This window comes from Oerskovia jenensis, from assembly GCF_016907235.1.
Classification (GTDB): Bacteria; Actinomycetota; Actinomycetes; order Actinomycetales; family Cellulomonadaceae; genus Oerskovia; species Oerskovia jenensis.
This window is the reverse complement of the sequence record NZ_JAFBBO010000001.1, coordinates 2,530,078-2,548,128: the sequence shown is the minus strand read 5'-3', so window position 1 is coordinate 2,548,128 and position 18,051 is coordinate 2,530,078. Positions and strand designations below refer to the sequence as shown.

Annotated in this window: 13 protein-coding genes; 12 read left to right on the top strand and 1 reads right to left on the bottom strand. The window is 71.2% G+C overall.

Going from position 1 to position 18,051, the window contains the following annotated elements; genetic code table 11:
• Window positions 1–113 precede the first annotated feature (113 nt).
• The 4 genes from JOD49_RS11390 to JOD49_RS11375 all read left to right on the top strand — a co-directional run bounded on the left by JOD49_RS11390 (window position 114) and on the right by JOD49_RS11375 (window position 5,383).
• The gene (locus JOD49_RS11390; protein WP_191791220.1) at window positions 114–722 is read left to right on the top strand and encodes a PadR family transcriptional regulator; all 609 of its coding nucleotides are present in this window, start codon (window positions 114–116) and stop codon (window positions 720–722) included.
• 52 nt (window positions 723–774) lie between these two features.
• Window positions 775–1,866 carry an inositol-3-phosphate synthase gene (locus JOD49_RS11385; RefSeq protein WP_056654026.1) on the top strand — a complete coding sequence of 364 codons (1,092 nt, stop codon included), beginning with the start codon at window positions 775–777 and terminating at the stop codon, window positions 1,864–1,866.
• A gap of 419 nt (window positions 1,867–2,285) precedes the next feature.
• Window positions 2,286–3,623 carry an MFS transporter gene (locus JOD49_RS11380; protein WP_205307285.1) on the top strand — a complete coding sequence of 446 codons (1,338 nt, stop codon included), beginning with the start codon at window positions 2,286–2,288 and terminating at the stop codon, window positions 3,621–3,623.
• Window positions 3,624–3,847: 224 nt separating this feature from the next.
• Window positions 3,848–5,383 (top strand): MDR family MFS transporter, encoded by a 1,536-nt coding sequence (locus JOD49_RS11375; RefSeq protein WP_205307284.1) that lies wholly within the window; start codon window positions 3,848–3,850, stop codon window positions 5,381–5,383.
• Window positions 5,384–5,464: 81 nt separating this feature from the next.
• On the opposite strand, the gene JOD49_RS11370 is transcribed toward JOD49_RS11375, so the two are convergent.
• Window positions 5,465–6,883 carry a CCA tRNA nucleotidyltransferase gene (locus JOD49_RS11370; protein ID WP_239526321.1) on the bottom strand — a complete coding sequence of 473 codons (1,419 nt, stop codon included), beginning with the start codon at window positions 6,881–6,883 and terminating at the stop codon, window positions 5,465–5,467.
• Between the two features lie 183 nt (window positions 6,884–7,066).
• On the opposite strand from JOD49_RS11370, the gene JOD49_RS11365 reads away from it, so the two are divergent.
• From JOD49_RS11365 to JOD49_RS11330, 8 genes are all read left to right on the top strand, one after another.
• Window positions 7,067–7,726: an NUDIX hydrolase gene (locus JOD49_RS11365; protein ID WP_205307282.1), complete on the top strand. Its 660-nt coding sequence runs from the start codon at window positions 7,067–7,069 to the stop codon at window positions 7,724–7,726.
• 134 nt (window positions 7,727–7,860) lie between these two features.
• Window positions 7,861–10,059 (top strand): DUF6049 family protein, encoded by a 2,199-nt coding sequence (locus tag JOD49_RS11360; RefSeq protein WP_205307281.1) that lies wholly within the window; start codon window positions 7,861–7,863, stop codon window positions 10,057–10,059.
• A complete protein-coding gene (murJ, locus tag JOD49_RS11355; RefSeq protein WP_307822508.1) occupies window positions 10,056–11,894 on the top strand; it encodes a murein biosynthesis integral membrane protein MurJ in 1,839 nt (612 codons plus the stop codon). The genes JOD49_RS11360 and murJ overlap by 4 nt, the downstream gene beginning before the upstream one ends.
• A 59-nt stretch (window positions 11,895–11,953) precedes the next feature.
• Window positions 11,954–13,894 (top strand): protein kinase family protein, encoded by a 1,941-nt coding sequence (locus JOD49_RS11350; RefSeq protein ID WP_205307280.1) that lies wholly within the window; start codon window positions 11,954–11,956, stop codon window positions 13,892–13,894.
• 141 nt (window positions 13,895–14,035) lie between these two features.
• A complete protein-coding gene (trxB, locus tag JOD49_RS11345) occupies window positions 14,036–15,082 on the top strand; it encodes a thioredoxin-disulfide reductase (protein ID WP_205307279.1) in 1,047 nt (348 codons plus the stop codon).
• The gene (gene trxA, locus JOD49_RS11340; protein WP_138827001.1) at window positions 15,079–15,405 is read left to right on the top strand and encodes a thioredoxin; all 327 of its coding nucleotides are present in this window, start codon (window positions 15,079–15,081) and stop codon (window positions 15,403–15,405) included. The genes trxB and trxA overlap by 4 nt, the downstream gene beginning before the upstream one ends.
• A 192-nt stretch (window positions 15,406–15,597) precedes the next feature.
• A complete protein-coding gene (locus tag JOD49_RS11335) occupies window positions 15,598–16,929 on the top strand; it encodes an aminotransferase-like domain-containing protein (protein WP_205307278.1) in 1,332 nt (443 codons plus the stop codon).
• Window positions 16,926–18,044: a D-alanine--D-alanine ligase family protein gene (locus tag JOD49_RS11330; RefSeq protein WP_205307277.1), complete on the top strand. Its 1,119-nt coding sequence runs from the start codon at window positions 16,926–16,928 to the stop codon at window positions 18,042–18,044. Before JOD49_RS11335 ends, JOD49_RS11330 begins: the two co-directional genes overlap by 4 nt.
• Window positions 18,045–18,051: the final 7 nt, after the last annotated feature.

The window sequence follows — 18,051 nt, the reverse complement described above, 5'->3', positions numbered from 1 at the left end:
TGCGCAGCGGTTCGATTGCACCTAGCCTGTCGATGTATCGACTCGATACATCGAGTAGGTGAACCAGCCCGATCCGCCCTCCGCGGTGACAGCCTGACCGAGGAGGAGGTGCCATGGCACGCAGCCGTTCCGACGTGCTGGAGACCGCCATCCTCGGCCTCCTGAACGAGTCCCCGCTGCACGGGTACGAGCTGCGCAAGCGCCTCAACCTGCTGCTCGGTTCGTTCCGGGCGTTCTCCTACGGTTCGCTCTACCCGGCGCTGAAGGCGATGGTCGCGCACGGCCACATCGTCGGCACCGAGTCACCCACCACCCCTCCCCACGCGCTGTCCGGCAAGCGGGCACGCATCGTGTACCAGCTCACGGCCGAGGGCAAGGAGCGTCTTCAGACGGTCCTCGCGACCTCGGGTCCGGCAGCCTGGGAGGACGAGAGCTTCGACGTCCGGTTCGCGTTCTTCGCGCAGACCGACGCCGAGACCCGTCTCCGCATCCTCGAGGGTCGGCGCAGCCGGCTCACCGAGAGGTTGGAGTCGGTCAAGGAGTCCGCCGCCCGCACTCGCGAGCGTCTGGACGAATACACCCTTGAGCTGCAGCGTCACGGCCTGGAACAGGTCGAACGTGAGGTTCGCTGGCTCGACGGACTGATCACGACCGAGCGCGACCGTCGTCGCACCCGGCCGTCGAGCGGCCCCGAGAACCGTCACGGGCAAGACAACCACTAACTACGAAGCCGTCGGCGCGCAGCGCCCCCGGCACTGACAGCAAGGAGCGAGGATGTCCTCCATCCGCGTCGCCATCGTTGGCGTCGGAAACTGCGCATCTTCCCTGGTCCAGGGCGTGCACTACTACCGCGACGCTGACCCGAGCAGCACCGTGCCCGGACTGATGCACGTGCAGTTCGGTGACTACCACGTGTCCGACCTGGAGTTCGTCGCCGCTTTCGACGTCGACGCCAAGAAGGTCGGCTTCGACCTCTCGGAGGCCATCCACGCCTCGGAGAACAACACCATCAAGATCGCCGACGTCCCGCCGCTGGGCGTGCCCGTCCAGCGTGGCGTGACGAACGACGGTCTCGGCAAGTACTACCGCGAGACCATCGAGGAGTCGGACGCCGAGCCGGTCGACATCGTCGCCGCGCTCAAGGAGTCGGGCGCGGACGTGCTCGTCTGCTACCTGCCCGTCGGTTCGGAGATCGCCGCGAAGTACTACGCGCAGTGCGCGATCGACGCGGGTGTCGCCTTCGTCAACGCCCTGCCGGTCTTCATCGCGTCGGACCCCGAGTGGGCCGCGAAGTTCGAGGCCGCCGGTGTCCCGATCGTGGGCGACGACATCAAGTCGCAGGTCGGTGCGACCATCACGCACCGCGTGCTCGCGAAGCTCTTCGAGGACCGCGGCGTCGTGCTGGACCGTACGTACCAGCTGAACGTCGGCGGCAACATGGACTTCAAGAACATGCTCGAGCGCACGCGCCTCGAGTCCAAGAAGATCTCGAAGACGCAGGCCGTGACGTCGAACCTCGAGGGTCCCCTCGGTGGCAAGACCGAGGACCGCAACGTGCACATCGGCCCGTCGGACTACGTCGCGTGGCTCGACGACCGCAAGTGGGCGTACGTCCGCCTCGAGGGTCGCGCGTTCGGCGAGGTGCCCCTGAACCTGGAGTACAAGCTCGAGGTCTGGGACTCCCCCAACTCGGCCGGCATCATCATCGACGCCGTCCGCGCCGCGAAGATCGCCAAGGACCGCGGGGTCGGCGGCCCGATCCTCTCGGCCTCGACGTACTTCATGAAGTCCCCGCCGGTCCAGATGGAGGACACGAAGGGCCGTGCGGCTCTGGAGGCCTTCATCTCCGGCGAGAACGAGCGCTGATCCGTAGCGAACTTGCGAGCGCAGGACCAGCGCGACCGCACGTACCTGCGCTGATCTGACGCAATCGAAGAGGGTCCGGAACCTGAGGGTTTCCGGGCCCTCTTCGCATGCCCGGCCACGCGTCGCACGGCCCGACGGCGTCGCTCCCCCGCCCCGGTCGGCTCGCCCAGGCCCAGGGCACCGGGGCGAGATGGGTGCTCCCGCACGAGACGGGTCGTGCGGGCAGCGTCCCGGGGACCCACCTCGGACGGAAGCACCCATCTCACCGTCCGGGGCCGGGACCGCGCCGGGACCGCGCTGGGACCGGCCCCCTGCCAACCCCACCCCCGCACCCCGGTGCACCCCCGAATCCGAGGGGCGCGCCGTCGTCGGGCCGTCCCCGGGCGGGAACCACCCGCCCCACCGCATACCCTGAACCGGTGGGTGTGATCTCGGAACTCGGTGTCCTGCTTCGGCTGCGCGACTTCAGGAAGCTCTTCGCGGTCCGGCTGGTCAGCCAGGCGGGCGACGGGATGTTCCAGGTCGGGCTGGCGTCGCTCCTCTTCTTCTCCCCGGAGTCCCAGGGCACGGCGGCCTCGATCGCCGCGGCGTTCGCGGTGATGCTGGCCCCGTTCACGATCGTGGGCCCGTTCGCGGGGGTCTTCCTGGACCGCTGGAGCCGGCGCCAGGTCCTCGTGTGGGGCAACGCGGTGCGTGTGGTCCTGACGGCCGCGACCGCGGTCCTCATGCTGACCACGGGCGTGACGCCGTGGATCTACGTGCTGGCGCTCGCGACGCTCTCGGTCAACCGCTTCCTGCTCGCGGGGCTGTCCGCGGGGCTGCCGCGCGTGGTCGACGGTCCGCTGCTGCTCACGGCCAACTCCCTGACTCCCACGCTGGGTGCCGCGGCGGCGTTCGTGGGCGGTGGCATCGGCTTCCTGCTGAGCCTGACCTTCGAGCCGGGGCGCCAGAAGGACTCGGTCGCGCTCGTGTGCGCGGCCCTGGTGTTCGGGGCGGCGTCGTTGCTGGCGCTGCGCATGTCGCGCGGTCTGCTGGGGCCCGACCGGCCCGCGGAGGCGGCGATCACGACCGAGATCGCGAAGGTCGCGCGCGGCCTCGCGGACGGCGCCCGCTATCTCGTCGCGCGCCGCACGCCGGGCCAGGCCCTCGTGGTCATGGCGACGCACCGGTTCCTGTACGGGGTCACGTTCATCGCGTCGATCCTCATCTCGCGCAACCTGCTCTCCGACCCGGGCAACACGAACGCGGGCCTGGCGACGTTCGCGACGGTCGTGGGCCTCACGGGGGTCGGTGGCGCGCTCGCCGTCGTGGCGACCCCGACGCTGTCGCGGTACACGGGTCCGCACCTGTGGATCGCGCTCATGCTGGGGCTGGCCGCGGTGAGCCAGCTGCTGCTCGCCACGACGCCCTCACGCACGATCGTGTACGCGGGCGCCCTGCTGCTGGGGCTGGCCGCGCAGGCGACGAAGATCGCGGTGGACACGATCGTCCAGCGGGACACCGCGGACGCCTACCGCGGGAGGGCGTTCGCGTTCTACGACGTCCTGTACAACGCGGCGTTCGTGGGTGCGGCCGCTCTCGCGGCGTTCACGCTGCCGGACACGGGGTACTCGCGCCCGGTGTTCGTGGTCCTCGCAGTCGCGTACGCGGGTGCCGCGCTGGTCTTCGGCCGGTTCGGGGCGCGGCACGCCGCAGGGCCCGACGGCGCCGCTCCCCTTCCCGAGGCCGCTCCCGACGGGCGCCCCGCGGCGGGGTGAGATAGCCCACCCGCTCGTCCTCCGCACGGCCCCGCGCCGCGGCGGACCGCCGTCGTGCCACCGATGAGTCCCGCCCGGAAAAGGAGTCGTCAGGACCGGGGGAATATCCGAGGATGGCAGAGCGTAGTTCTCGTAGGGCGTACGACATCCCGACCGACGCTCCCCCCTCTCGCTGCGCGCCGTCCCCCGTCGCGTGAGTGCGCACCGACCCCACAGGAGAGCCCATGCAGGTACCGCAGAGCACCGCCCCGTCCTTACAGACCCCCGAGAAGCTGTCGCGCGAGAACTTCCTCGTGATCGCGCTCCTCCTGATCTCCGCGTCGGTCGTGATCCTCAACGAGACGACCATGGGCGTCGCGCTCCCTCACCTCATGGAGGAGATGGGGATCACGGCCTCGACCGGCCAGTGGCTGACCACGGCCTTCATGCTCACGATGGCCGTCGTCATCCCCGCGACGGGCTTCCTGCTCCAGCGCCTGGGTACGCGCGGGGCGTTCCTGCTCGCGATGTCGCTGTTCAGCGTGGGCACGGCTCTCGCTGCGTTCGCGCCGGGCTTCGGCTGGCTCCTCGGGGCTCGCGTCGTGCAGGCGTCGGGCACGGCGATCATGATGCCGCTGCTCATGACCACGATCATGACCCTCGTGCCCCCGACCGCTCGCGGCCGGATCATGGGGAACGTCGCGATCGTCATGGCCGCGGCCCCCGCCCTCGGCCCGACGCTGTCCGGACTGGTCCTCGAGAGCCTGTCCTGGCGCTGGATCTTCGGTCTCGTGCTGCCGATCGCCCTCGTGGCCCTCGTGTTCGGTGCGAAGTACGTCAAGGACTCGGCCGACCGTACACACACGCGCCTCGACCCGCTGTCGTTGTTCCTCGCCGCCCTCGCGTTCGGTGGCCTGGTCTTCGGCCTGTCCAACCTGGGAGAGGCCGCACGCGCCACGCCGGCCGTGCCCGTGTGGATCCCGCTCGTCGTCGGGCCGGTGTTCCTCGTGCTGTTCGTCGCGCGCCAGCTCGTGCTGCAGCGGCGTGACGCCGCGCTGCTCGACCTGCGCGTGTTCTCCTCGCGCGGCTTCACGGTCTCGCTCGGCATCATGTCGGTCGCGATGATCGCGCTGTTCGGCTCGATCATCCTGCTGCCGCTCTACCTGCAGAGCTCGCTCGGCCTCGACCCCGTGTACACGGGTCTGCTGATGCTGCCGGGCGGTCTGATCATGGGCCTGCTGGGCCCGACCGTCGGTCGCCTCTACGACCGCCTCGGCCCGCGTCCCCTGGTCCTGCCGGGACTGGCGGCGGTCGCGGTCGCGCTCGCGACGCTCACCACGGTCGGCGCGACGACGTCCCCGTGGTTCGTCCTGGGCGCGCACGTCGTCCTGAGCCTGGGCCTGGCGTTCGTCTTCACGCCGCTGTTCACGGGTGCTCTCTCGGCGCTCAAGCCGTCGCTGTACTCGCACGGCAGCGCCATGATCGGCACGGTCCAGCAGCTCGCCGGGGCGGCGGGCACGGCCTTGTTCATCGCCGTCATGACGTCGCACGAGGTCGCCAGGACCGCGGAGGGCGCGAGCCCGCAGGTCGCCCTCGCCGACGGTGTGTCCTCGGCGTTCGTGTGGGGTGCCGTGGTCATGCTCGTCGCGGTCGGGCTGTCGTTCCTCCTGCGCAGGCCGGCGGTCGTGGAGACCCCGACGGTCCTGTCCGACGACGTCGCGTCCCTCGAGCGGGACGCTCCCGTCCTCGAGACCGCCGGCGAGGCGACCGAGCGCCGCTGAGGTACGCAACGGTCCCGCCGGGGACCGTGCACGAAGGGCGGGCACCGACGGTGCCCGCCCTTCCGGCGTCTCGGGGTCAGGTCACGCCTCGCGCGCGGCCCACCAGGTCAGCAGCTCCTCGCGGGCCACGTCCTCGCCGAGCGGGCCACGGTCGAGGCGCAGCTCCAGCAGGAACTTGTAGGCCTGCCCCACCTCGGGGCCCGGCGTGATGCCCAGGATCTCCATGATCTGCTGCCCGTCGAGGTCGGGGCGGATCGAGGCCAGCTCCTCCTCGCCGCGGAGCCGCTCGATGCGCTGCTCGAGGTCCGTGTAGGCATCGGAGAGCCGCTGCGCCTTGCGCTTGTTGCGCGTGGTCGAGTCCGCGCGCGTGAGGCGGTGCAGCCGCTCCAGGAGCGGTCCGGCGTCGGTCACGTAGCGACGGACGGCCGAGTCGGTCCACTCCCCCTCCCCGTACCCGTGGAAACGCAGGTGCAGCTCGACGAGCCGTGACACCTGCTTGACCGTGTCCTTGTCGAAGCGCAGCGCCTTGAGCCGCTTCGCCGTGAGCTTGGCCCCCACGACCTCGTGGTGGTGGAAGCTCACGCCACCGCCGGGCTCGAAACGGCGCGTGTCCGGCTTGCCGATGTCGTGCAGGAGCGACGCGAGGCGCAGCACGAGGTCCGGACCCGGCACGACGCCGTCGGGCCCGGTCTCCTGGGCGATCGCCTGCTCCAGCACCGTCAGCGAGTGCTGGTACACGTCCTTGTGCCGGTGGTGCTCGTCGATCTCGAGCCGCAGCGCCGGGAGCTCGGGCAGGACGTGGTCCGCCAGGCCCGTCTCGACGAGCACCTCGAGGCCCTTGCGCGGGTCGTCGGACAGGAGGAGCTTGGTCAGCTCGTCCCGCACCCGCTCGGCCGAGACGATCTCGATGCGCGAAGCCATGTCGACGATCGCCGCGTGCGTCGCCGGCTCGACCTCGAAGCCGAGCTGGGCCGCGAACCGTGCGGCCCGCATCATGCGCAGCGGGTCGTCGTCGAACGAACGCTCGGGCGCGATCGGGGTGCGCAGGACACCCAGCGCGAGGTCGGCGAGCCCGTCGTGCGGGTCGACGAACACCATCTCCGGGACCCGGACCGCCATGGCGTTGACCGTGAAGTCTCGCCGCGACAGGTCCCCGACCAGGGTGTCGCCGAACGCGACGAGCGGCTTGCGCGACGCCGGGTCGTACTCGTCCGTGCGGTACGTGGTGACCTCGACGACCAGCTCGCCCGCACCCCGCGGGCTTCCCTTCGGTGCGAAGCGCTTGGCGCCGATCGTGCCGAACTCCTTGCCGATGTCCCAGTGCGCGTCCCCCCAGGCCGCGAGCAACGCCTGCGTCTCGTCCGGGTCGGCCGACGTCGCGAAGTCGAGGTCGTTGCTCGCCCGGCCCAGGAAGGCGTCGCGGACGGGTCCGCCGACGAGCGCCAGCTCGTGGCCGGCCGCTCGGAACAGCTCCCCCAGCTCGATCGCCGCGGGCGCCATCTCCGTCAGCACCGCCAGCGCACGCCGCAGGAGCTCGAGCTGTTCGGGCGTCGTCGGCACCCCGCGAGACCCCTCGGCGGGCAGCGCGACGGGCTCGGGGACGGGAGAGTTCTGGGTAGGAGTCGGCACGACATCCAAGCGTGCCAGATCAAGCGCGGACTCCACACTCGGTAATGTTGGGTCATGTCCACCCCAGCGCACTCTCCGGACCATCGCGGTGTACCAGCGCCGCCCGGTGGTCACGCGCTGCGGATCGACCCGGAGGCCCAGCGGGGGCACGCCACGTCACCGAGCCCGCCACCCCCTCTGCCCGTCGTCGAGGAGATCTCTGCAGGTGGGCTGGTCGTCGACACGTTCGAGGGGTTGTTCAGAGCGGCAGTCATCGCACGGCGCAACCGTGGCGGTCGCCTCGAGTGGTGCCTGCCGAAGGGGCACCTCGAGGGCGAGGAGACCCCGGAGGAGGCCGCCGTCCGGGAGATCGCCGAGGAGACGGGGATCACGGGGGTCGTCCAGACCCCGCTCGGGATCATCGACTACTGGTTCACGGGTGAGGACCGTCGGGTGCACAAGGTCGTCCACCACTTCCTGCTGCGGGCGACCGGCGGGCACCTGACCGTCGAGGGCGACCCCGACGGCGAGGCCGAGGACGTCGCCTGGGTCCCGTTCGAGGACCTGCCAGACCGCCTGTCCTATCCCAACGAGCGCCGCCTCGCCGCAGTTGCGCACGACGTCCTGCGAGGGCGACGCACGAGCGCCCACTTCCGGGGTACCGTGACTCGCACCGTCGTCCGTACCAGCCGGCCGGCACCCGACGACCCACGGAACCCGACCGACCACCCATGAGCTTTCACTTCTCCGGTGGCGCGCCTCGCGCCTCGACGCACGGTCCGGCATCGGACGGCCTCCGCCGGTCCGAGGACCGCACCGCCCACGGCACGACGCAGCCCTCCCCGGGGCGGGGACCGGTCCGTTCCCGCGTGCGAGGTCTCCTCACGCCGCTGCTCGTCCTCGGTCTCACGATGCTGCCCTCGGCCGCCCTCGCCGCGGCACCGGCCCTGGCCGAGCCGGGCGCCCGGTCCACGTCGCTCGGGACCAGCACCGTCGCCACCGACACGGACCCGACGGCAGCGCCGGCCGACTCGACGGACGCTGCCGACCCGACCGGCACGGTCTCGACGACGCTCGTGTCGATGTCACCGACCACGGTCAAGCCTGGTGACACGCTCACGGTCGTCGTGCGGATCCACAACGGCACCGAGGAGACGCTCAAGGCACCCCGAGCCACGCTCGGCGTGAGCTGGCGGCCCGTGAGCACCCGGTCGGCACTCGACGCATGGGCCGATGCCCCCACGTCGCAGCAGCCGGCCGCGCGCATGACCGTGGAGAACGTCGACCCGCTGGCCCCGGGCGAGGACGCCACCGTCGCGTTCGAGGTCGCCGCCGACGACCTGAACCTCGAGCCCGGCTCGGGATGGGGGCCCCGTCCCCTCTCGGTCATGGTCGAGGACGGCGGCGAACGGCTCGACGTCCTGCGGACCTTCTTCCTGTGGGGCGAGTCGCAGGAGCCCGCCCCGGTCCGGGTCAGCCTGATCGCCCCCGTCACCGGACCCGCCCTGGGCCTCACGGCGAGCACGACCGACGCGGGGACCCCGGCGGCGTCAAGCGTCGACGCCCGCGCCGTCGACGATGCTCTCGGCGGCGACCAGCGGCTGGGCCGGCTCCTGTCCGCCACGGCCCAGGTCCCCGAGCTCGCGTGGGCGATCGACCCCGCGCTCCTGGCGGCGGCCGAGAGCTCGGCGGACGCCGACTCCCGCTCGTGGGCCACAGCGCTGCGTGACGGGACCGCCGGACGCACCGTCTTCGGTCTGCGTCCCTACGACCCGGACCCCGCCGCGTACGCGCAGGTGGGCACGACTCTTCCTGCCACGACGACCCCCCTGCCCGGCGGTGCACCCCTCGATCCCGCCTGGCGTACCGACCTCGTCTACCCAGCCGACGACGTGCCCGACGTGCAGACCGCTCGCACGGGCGTCCTGTCCGGCTCGCCCCTGATCGTCGTGCGGGGCGACGGGCTCGCGCCCGAGGATTCGGTCAGCTACACCCCGACCGGCCTGGCCACCGTCCCGACCGACGCCGGCCCCGCGACCGCCCTGGTCTCCGACGACGCCCTCACCTCGGTCCTCGTGGACGGGACCCGTGCCGGACGGGACGCCGACGACCGCTCCACGCCCGACGCGACACAACGACTCCTCGCCGATCTTGCCGTGGTCGCCTCCGAGCGGCCGACCGAGTCACGCCACCTGCTCGTCGCCCTCCCGCGGTCGTGGGACCCGGACCCCGACGCGCTCGCCGCGGTCGTCGACGCCCTCGCGGGCGCGACATGGGTCGACGTCGCCCCCCTCGACGACCTCCTCGGTTCGCCGGTACCGGACGTCGCCCGGTCGGCGCTACCCGGTTCGTCGTCGGGCGAGGGCACGCTCCCGGTCGCCCAGATGAACGAGCTCCAGCGCGCCCGGACCCAGACCGCCGACTTCGCGACGATCACCGCCGACCCCGCGGCGATCGTCCAGAGCGCCGAGCCCGCCCTCGTCGTCCCGACTGCGGTCGCCTACCGGCTCCTTCCCGACGACCGGACCGTCGCCGTGGACACGGCCGTCAAGGATGCGGCACTGATCAGGTCCGCGGTGTCGATCGTCCCCCGCGGACTCGACGTCACGCTGATCAACACCTCGGGAAAGATCCCCGTCTGGGTGCGCAACACGCTCGACCAGCCCGTCACCATCCAGGTGGCGCTGCGGCCCGACAGCGGTCTCCTCAAGGTCGTCTCGTTCCCCGTCGGGCCCGTCCCGGCGGGCGCCGAGGTCGTGTTCAAGGTCCCCGTCCAGGCCATCGGCAGCGGAGACGTCGAGGTCGAGGTCGAGCTCCTCGCCGTTCCCTCCGGCACCGTCGTCTCACCACCGTCGGCGTTCGTCGTGCAGGTGCGCGCCGAGTGGGAGAACACGGGGACCGCGATCTTCGCCGGGCTCGTCGCCCTCCTCATGATCGGCGGCATCTGGCGCACCATCCGGCGCGGCCGGTCGCCGCGCCGCGTCGCCGAGATGACCCCTGCGGCAGGCGTGCCGGGGGCCCACGGGGCGGCCTCGCCGTCGGGCCGCTCGACGGGGCGCGACGGGTGAAGCACGTCAGACCCACCGGAGCGCCGCGGACACCCCGTCCCGCCGCCACCCCGCCGACCACCCCGACCAGCTCCGACGCCGAGACGCAGGACGACGAGTCGGTCGCGGCCGTCTCGGCCGCGAAGAACAGCCTCGGCCGCAGCTCGGCGCTCATGGCCTCGGGCACCGCGGTCTCCCGCGTCCTCGGCCTCGTCCGCAACGTCCTCCTCGTCACCGCGATCGGGACCACGGGCCTGGCCGCCGACGCGTTCGACGTCGCCAACAAGATCCCCAACGTCCTGTTCGCGATCCTGGCAGGCGGCGTGCTCAACGCCGTCCTCGTCCCGCAGATCGTCCGCGCGTACCGGTCCAAGAACCCCCAGGAGCGCCTCGACAAGCTGCTGACCCTGTCCGGGGTCCTGCTCCTCGGGCTGAGCCTGGTCCTCACCGCGGGCGCCGCGGTGATCGTGACCCTGTACACCGACGGCTGGGGTTCGGCGCAGTTCTCGCTCGCCGTCGCGTTCGCCTTCTGGTGCACCCCGCAGCTCTTCTTCTACGGTCTGTACACGCTGCTCGGGCAGGTCCTCAACGCGCGCGGCCAGTTCGGCCCGTTCATGTGGGCCCCGGTCGTCAACAACATCGTCTCGATCGTCGGATTCGGTGCCTTCATCGCGATCTACGGTCCCTACGCGACCGGCGCGGCCGACGACCTCGGGACGTGGGACGGCACCAAGATCGCCGTCCTCGCCGGGACGGCCACCCTCGGCGTCGCGGCCCAGGCGCTCATCCTGATCGTGCCGCTGTGGCGTGCAGGCTTCCGCTGGCACTTCCGCCTCGGGCTGCGCGGCATCGGGCTGCGTTCGGCCGGGCAGGTCGCGATCTGGACGTTCGGTGCCGTGATGCTCGAGCAGATCGGTGTCCTGTTCACGACGCAGTTCGCCTCGAGCGCGCCCGCCGCGGCGCTCCGGCAGACCTTCGGCGCCTATGCCGACGACCCCCTCGCGACCGGCGTCGTGACGGGCGTCGTGACGGGCGCCCCCGAGGCCTTCGCAGTCGCCGGCAACGCCGCGTACACGCAGGCGCTCATGATCTACCTGCTGCCGCACTCGCTCGTCACGGTCTCGATCGCCACCGCCCTGTTCACCGGGATGAGCGCGGCCGCCGGCGCGGGCGACTTCGCGCGGGTCCGGCACGACCTCTCGCGCGGAGTCCGGACCGTGGGGGTGTTCACGGTGTTCGCCACGGCCGTGTTCGCGATCCTCGCCCTGCCGATCACCAAGCTCCTGCTCATCAACGTCACGGCGTCGAGCGCGGTGGCGGTCAGCCAGATCCTCGTCGCCATGGCCTTCGGGCTCGTGCCGCTCGGTGGGATGGTCCTCATGAAGTGGGTCTACTACGCCTACGAGGACGGCAAGACGGTCTTCTGGATCCAGGTGCCGGCGACGATCGCCCTCGTGGGCGTCGCCTGGCTCGCGACCCGCACGCTCGACCCCGTGTGGTGGGTCGTCGGGGTCGGTGCGGCCATGTCGATCTCCAACGTCGTCGCCGTCCTCCTGCGGACCGCGGGACTGCGGCGCAAGCTCCACGGTCTGGACGCGTTCCGGATCGTCCGGATGCACGTCAAGACCGCGCTCGCCGCGGGGGTCAGCGCGGGCATCGGCTGGGGGGTCCTCCAGCTCTTCGGCGACCTGTACGGACTCTCGTGGCTGCGGGCCGCGCTGGTCACTACAGTCGTCGGGATCGTCATGACCGCCGTGTACATCGGCGGGCTCAAGATCATGAGGGTCCGCGAGCTCGACCAGCTCGCCGATCCCTTGCTCCGCAAGCTCGGGCGGCGACGCCCGACCACGAGATAGAGGACGCCCGTACCATGTGGGGGGAAGATGTCGACGGCAAGGAAGTTCGAGGTGCGCAGGTGACCGCAGCAGGACCCGGCACGACACTGGTGGGCCGCTACCTGCTGGCGGAACGGCTGACGAGCGACCTGGTCGACGTCACCGCCTTCTCGGCGCACGACTCGGTCCTGAACCGTCCCGTACGGGTCTCGCTGCTCACCGGCGAGCACGTCGCGGAGGCCATCGACTCCGCGCGCCGCGCCGCGCTCGTGGCCGACCCCCGTCTGACCCGTGTCCTCGACGTCGGGACCGACGACGGCATCGCCTACGTCATCACCGAACCGTTCGCCGGCATCACGCTGTCCGAGGTCGTGGCGGGTGGGATCGTCGACGCCCAGCAGGCACGCGCGATCGTCGGCGAGGCCGCGGCAGCGCTCGAGGTCGCCCGCCGACGCGGCGTGCACCACCTGGCCCTGCGGCCCGAAGCCCTGCGGGTCGACGGCGACCGCGTCGTCGTGACGGGCCTCGGGCTCGACGCGGGCATCAGCGGGCAGGAGCAGCACGACGCCGACGAGACCTCTCGGGCCGACACCCTCGGCCTGGTCGCGCTGCTCTACTACGCGATGACGGCACGCTGGGCGGGTCCCAGCCTCGACGTGCCGTGGATCAGCCCCGACTCGGTCCACCCCCTCCCCGCGCAACGCGACGCGGCCGGGGTGCTCCCGCTGTCCACGCTCGTCCCCGGGGCGCCGACGGACCTGTCGGAGCTGTGCACCAAGGTCTTCGCCGACGCCGAGACCGCGCGCACCTCCGCAGGCGCAGAAGGCGGCGCGTCGACGAGCGACGACACCCAGGAGTTCGACAGCCTCGCCGCACCGCCGTCCTCCCCCGCCGACCTGGTCAGCGCCCTCGCACCCTGGGGTGCGCTCTCCGTGGTCGCAGCGCTCCCGACGTTCGTCCAGCCGCCTGCGCCACCCACCGCGAACCGGGTCAGCAGGCAGTCCATCCGGAGCGCGTTCGACGTCCCCCTCTCGACGCCGCCAGGAACCCCGCCGCCCGCGGTCCCGTTCCACCGGCCCACGACTGGGCGGATACACCGCGTCCCGCTCACGGGCGCTTCGTCCCTCCCCGACGGAGCCAGCTACCCCGCTCCCACCTACGCCGACGCCCCTGTCGCCTATGCGGCATCGCCTGCGCCCGCTCCCACGACGGGTGCCTACCCGGCACAGGTCGCCCCCACCCAGCAGCAGCCCGCCACGGGCGCTCACCCGGCCGCCCCACCGCCCCCGCCCGCCGGTCCGGCCACTGCGCAGCCTGCGGCCGCCGACCCGGCCGCCGGATCGCGGACCGGCCCGTTCGCGACGACGAGCGCCAAGAAGAGCAACGTCAAGAGCACGTGGATCATCATGCCGATCGTGCTCCTCCTGGTGCTCGGTGCGGTCGTCTGGGGCGTGAAGTCCGGCCTCGGTGGTTTCGGCGCGGTGCTCACTCCGGGATCCCAGCAAGGGGGTTCTGCCACGACCGGGTCCCAGCCCCCCGGGACGACGACGCCCGACGAGGGCGACGTACCGGTGAACACCGAGCCGCTCCCGATCGCCGCGGGCGGTCTGCTCGACCCGGACGTCGCGAACCCGGACGACATCGGTGAGAAGCCCGAAGCCGTGCCCCTCGCGGTCGACGGCGACCCGACGACCTTCTGGTACACGTTCTCGTACAACACGGCTGCCTTCGGCGGGAACAAGACGAAGACGGGCTACACGTTCACGCTGGACGAGGAAGCCACGGTCCAGCGCATCGTGCTCGACACGAACAACACGGGTGGCCATGTGGAGGTTCGCGCCGTCACCGACGACGCACCGACAGGTGGGGACGTCCTCGCATCTGGCGCCTTCTCGAAGACCGTCGACCTCACGCTCGACCCCGCGACCAAGGGCACCACGTTCGTCCTGTACATCACCGAGCTCCCGACGAACCCTCAGGGCAAGTTCCGCGTCGAGCTCAACGAGATCACCGTCTACTGACCTCGAGGCTGCGCCCTCCCGGGGCGCAGCCCGTCGCTCGTGCTGACCATCTTCCAGGCCGTCCGGCCGACGGTGCTCTCGGAACAGAACGACGCCCCTCGGCGTTGGACCCGGTGCACCACCCACCACTGAGGAGTACACGTGACGGAACAGACCCCCACGACCGCCCCGCGGAACGTCATCATCGTGGGTTCGGGCCCCGCCGGGTACACGGCCGCCGTGTACGCCGCGCGCGCGGGCCTCGAGCCCCTGGTCCTGGCCGGTTCGATCACCGCGGGTGGCGCGCTGATGAACACGACCGAGGTCGAGAACTTTCCCGGGTTCCCCGACGGCATCATGGGCCCCGAGCTCATGGACAACCTGCAGAAGCAGGCCGAGCGCTTCGGCGCCCAGGTCGAGTGGGACGACGCGATCGAGCTCCAGCTCGACGGCCCCGTCAAGACCGTCGTCACCGGCAACGGTGAGACCTACACCGCTCGCGCCGTGATCCTGGCGACCGGCTCCGCGTACCGCGAGCTGGGCCTCGAGGACGAGAAGCGCCTCTCCGGCCGCGGCGTGTCCTGGTGCGCGACGTGCGACGGGTTCTTCTTCCGGGACCAGCACATCGTGGTCGTCGGTGGAGGGGACTCGGCTGTCGAGGAGGCCACCTTCCTGACGCGATTCGCGTCGAAGGTGACCATGGTGCACCGTCGCGGCGAGCTGCGCGCCTCGAAGATCATGGCGGACCGCGCCAAGGCCGACCCCAAGATCGAGTTCGCCTGGAACAGCGAGGTCGTCGGGATCCACGGCGAGAACAAGGTCGAGTCCCTGACGCTGCGCGACACGATCACCGGCGAGGAGCGTTCGATCGACGCGACCGGCCTGTTCGTCGCGATCGGGCACGACCCGCGCTCCGAGCTCGTCAAGGGACAGATCGACCTGGACGACGAGGGCTACATCCAGGTCGTCGGACGCACCACCGCGACCAACCTCGAGGGTGTCTTCGCGTGCGGCGACGCGGTCGACCACACCTACCGCCAGGCCATCACCGCCGCGGGCTCGGGCTGCTCCGCGGCGCTCGACGCCCAGCGCTACCTCACTGAGCTCGTCGACGCGGTCGAGGACGCCGAAGGGCTCCCCGAGATCGCCGGCACGCCCGAGTCCCCCGCCCCCGACGAGCTGCCCCGTGCACTGGAGGAGATCCGATGAGCAACACCGTCAAGGTCACCGACGACACCTTCAAGGCCGAGGTCCTCGAGTCGGACATCCCCGTCATCGTGGACTTCTGGGCCACGTGGTGCGGGCCGTGCCTGCAGATCGCCCCGATCCTCGAAGAGCTGGCCGGGGAGTACGCCGGCAAGGTCAAGATCGCGAAGCTCGACTCCGACGAGAACCCTGCCATCACTGCGGCCTACGGCGTGATCTCGATCCCGACGCTCAACTTCTACTCGGGCGGCGAGCTCGTGAAGTCGATCGTGGGCGGCCGCCCCAAGCGCATCCTCGCCGAGGAGATCGACGCGCTGATCGCCTGACCCTCCCGTCGCGCGCGAGCGCGACGTCCGAAGGGGCGGTCTGTCCACGGGACAGACCGCCCCTTCGGCGTCCGGTACGCACCGCGGACGGATTCCACCCGGACCGGACCCAGGTTGAGCAGGCTCCCTGACGGCGTCCGAGAACCGGTGCCTTCACGGTTCCCACCGATTCGTCGTGGGAGACTGGGGAGCGTGAGCACGACACCGACGCACCCCGCTCAGCCCGCCGCCTCGGGCGGCACCCGCCTCGACCCGTGGTTCGGCGCCTACGCCGAGCGAGCCCACGGCATGCGAGCGTCGGAGATTCGCGCCCTGTTCGCGGTCGCGAATCGCCCCGAGGTCGTCTCGCTCGCCGGCGGCATGCCCTACCTCGAGGGACTCCCCCTCGACGTCATCGCAGACGCCATGCAGAAGCTCGTCGCGACGCGTGGCACCACGGCGCTGCAGTACGGCTCCGGCCAGGGGGACGAGTCGCTGCGCGAGAAGATCGTCGACGTCGTCCGTCTCGAGGGCATCGACTGCCACCCCGACGACGTCGTGGTCACCACCGGCTCCCAACAGGCTCTCGACCTCGTGACACGGATCTTCATCGACCCCGGTGACGTCGTCGTGGCGGAGGCGCCGAGCTACGTCGGAGCACTCGGGGTCTTCCGCTCGTACCAGGCCGACATCGTCCACGTTCCCCTCGACGAGCACGGACTCGTCCCCGAGGCCCTCGAGGAGACCCTCACCCGACTGGCCGCCGAGGGCCGTCGGGTCAAGCTCCTCTACACCGTGCCCAACTTCCACAACCCTGCCGGTGTGACGCTCTCCGTCGAGCGCCGGCCCCGCATCCTCGAGATCGCGCAGCGATTCGGCGTCCTCGTGATCGAGGACAACCCGTACGGCCTGCTCGGCTTCGATGGCGACCCGCTCCCCGCGATGCGTTCGCTCGACGACCAGGGCGTCCTCTACCTGGGCTCCTTCTCGAAGACCTTCGCCCCCGGCTACCGGGTGGGGTGGGTCGTCGCACCCCACGCCGTTCGCGAGAAGCTCGTGCTCGCGAGCGAGTCGGCGATCCTGTGCCCGTCGAACGCCTCCCAGCTCGCGATCGCGACCTACCTCGACACCTGCGACTGGCAGGGCCAGATCAAGCAGTTCCGCGAGCTCTACCGCGAACGTCGCGACGCCATGATCGGCGCCCTGTCGGAGCACCTACCGTCCGCGTCGTGGAACGTGCCGAACGGCGGGTTCTACACCTGGGTCAAGCTGCCCGACGGGCTCGACGCACGGTCGATGCTTCCTCGCGCGGTCACGGCACGTGTGGCCTACGTCCCCGGGACGGCGTTCTACGCCGACGGGTCGGGCGCTGATCACGTGCGCCTCTCCTACTGCTTCCCGACGCCGGAGCGCATCAAGGAGGGAGTCCGCCGGTTCGCCGGGGTCGTCTCCGCCGAGCGCGAGCTCGTGGACCTGTTCGGCACCTCCGGAGCCCAGGACCCGGACCTGACCGACGTCGAGAATCCCGGCCCGAACCTCGCATGAGCGCCACCCCTGCCCCCGCGAGCACCTTGCTGAACATCGAGAGGACCAAGACCGTGGGTACCGCTGCGGAATCACAGATCGTCACCGAGGACGTCGCCGAAGTCTCTCCGGCCGACCACCGAGCACCGGAGGACAGGAACCCCGGGCACACCGGGCAGCGCCCGGTCGAGCGCGTCGTGGTCCTCGCAGGTGGGTTGTCCCACGAGCGCGACGTCTCCCTCCGCTCGGGCCGGCGCGTGGCCGACGCCCTCCGAGGGGCGGGCATCGAGGTGGCGGTCCACGACGTCGACGCGTCCCTCCTTCCCTTCCTCGCCCAGGAGCAGCCCGATGTCGTCTGGCCGCTCCTCCACGGCGCGAGCGGTGAGGACGGTTCGATCCGAGACGTCTTGGAGCTCCTCTCGCTCGACTACGTGGGGACCGGCCCGCGGGCATCCCGTGCCGCCTGGAACAAGCCCATCGCCAAGAACGTCGTCCTGGGTGCGGGTCTCTCCACTCCGGACTACGTGACCCTCCCCCAGAGCCTCTTCCGGGAGCTCGGTGCACAGCCGGTGCTCGACGCCGTCGTCGGTCGCCTGGGCCTTCCCCTGGTCGTCAAGCCGACCCGTGGAGGTTCAGCACTGGGGGTCACGCTGGTCCGTCGTGCCGAGGACCTTCCGCGAGCGATGGTCGACTGCTTCTCCTACGGCGACATCGCCCTCATCGAACGCGCGGTCGAAGGCACGGAGATCGCCGTGAGCGTCGTGGACGGCCCCAACGGGCCCGAGGCCCTCCCGGCCGTCGAGATCGTCACCGACGGCACCTACGACTACGACGCCCGGTACAACCCGGGACGCACGAGCTACTACGCCCCCGCCCGGCTTGCTCCCGACGTCGCGTCGCGTGTGGAAGACATGGCGGTCCGTGCACATCTGGCTCTCGGCCTCCGGGATCTCTCCCGCTCCGACCTCATCGTCGACACCGAGGGGCAGCCCCACTTCCTCGAGGTCAACGTCGCTCCCGGTATGACCGAGACCTCGCTCTTCCCGCAGGCCGTCCAGGCTGCGGGAAGGGACCTCGGCGACCTCTACCGGGCGATCGTCACGAGCAGCGCGGCACGGCAGAGCACCTCACGCTGAAGGTCCC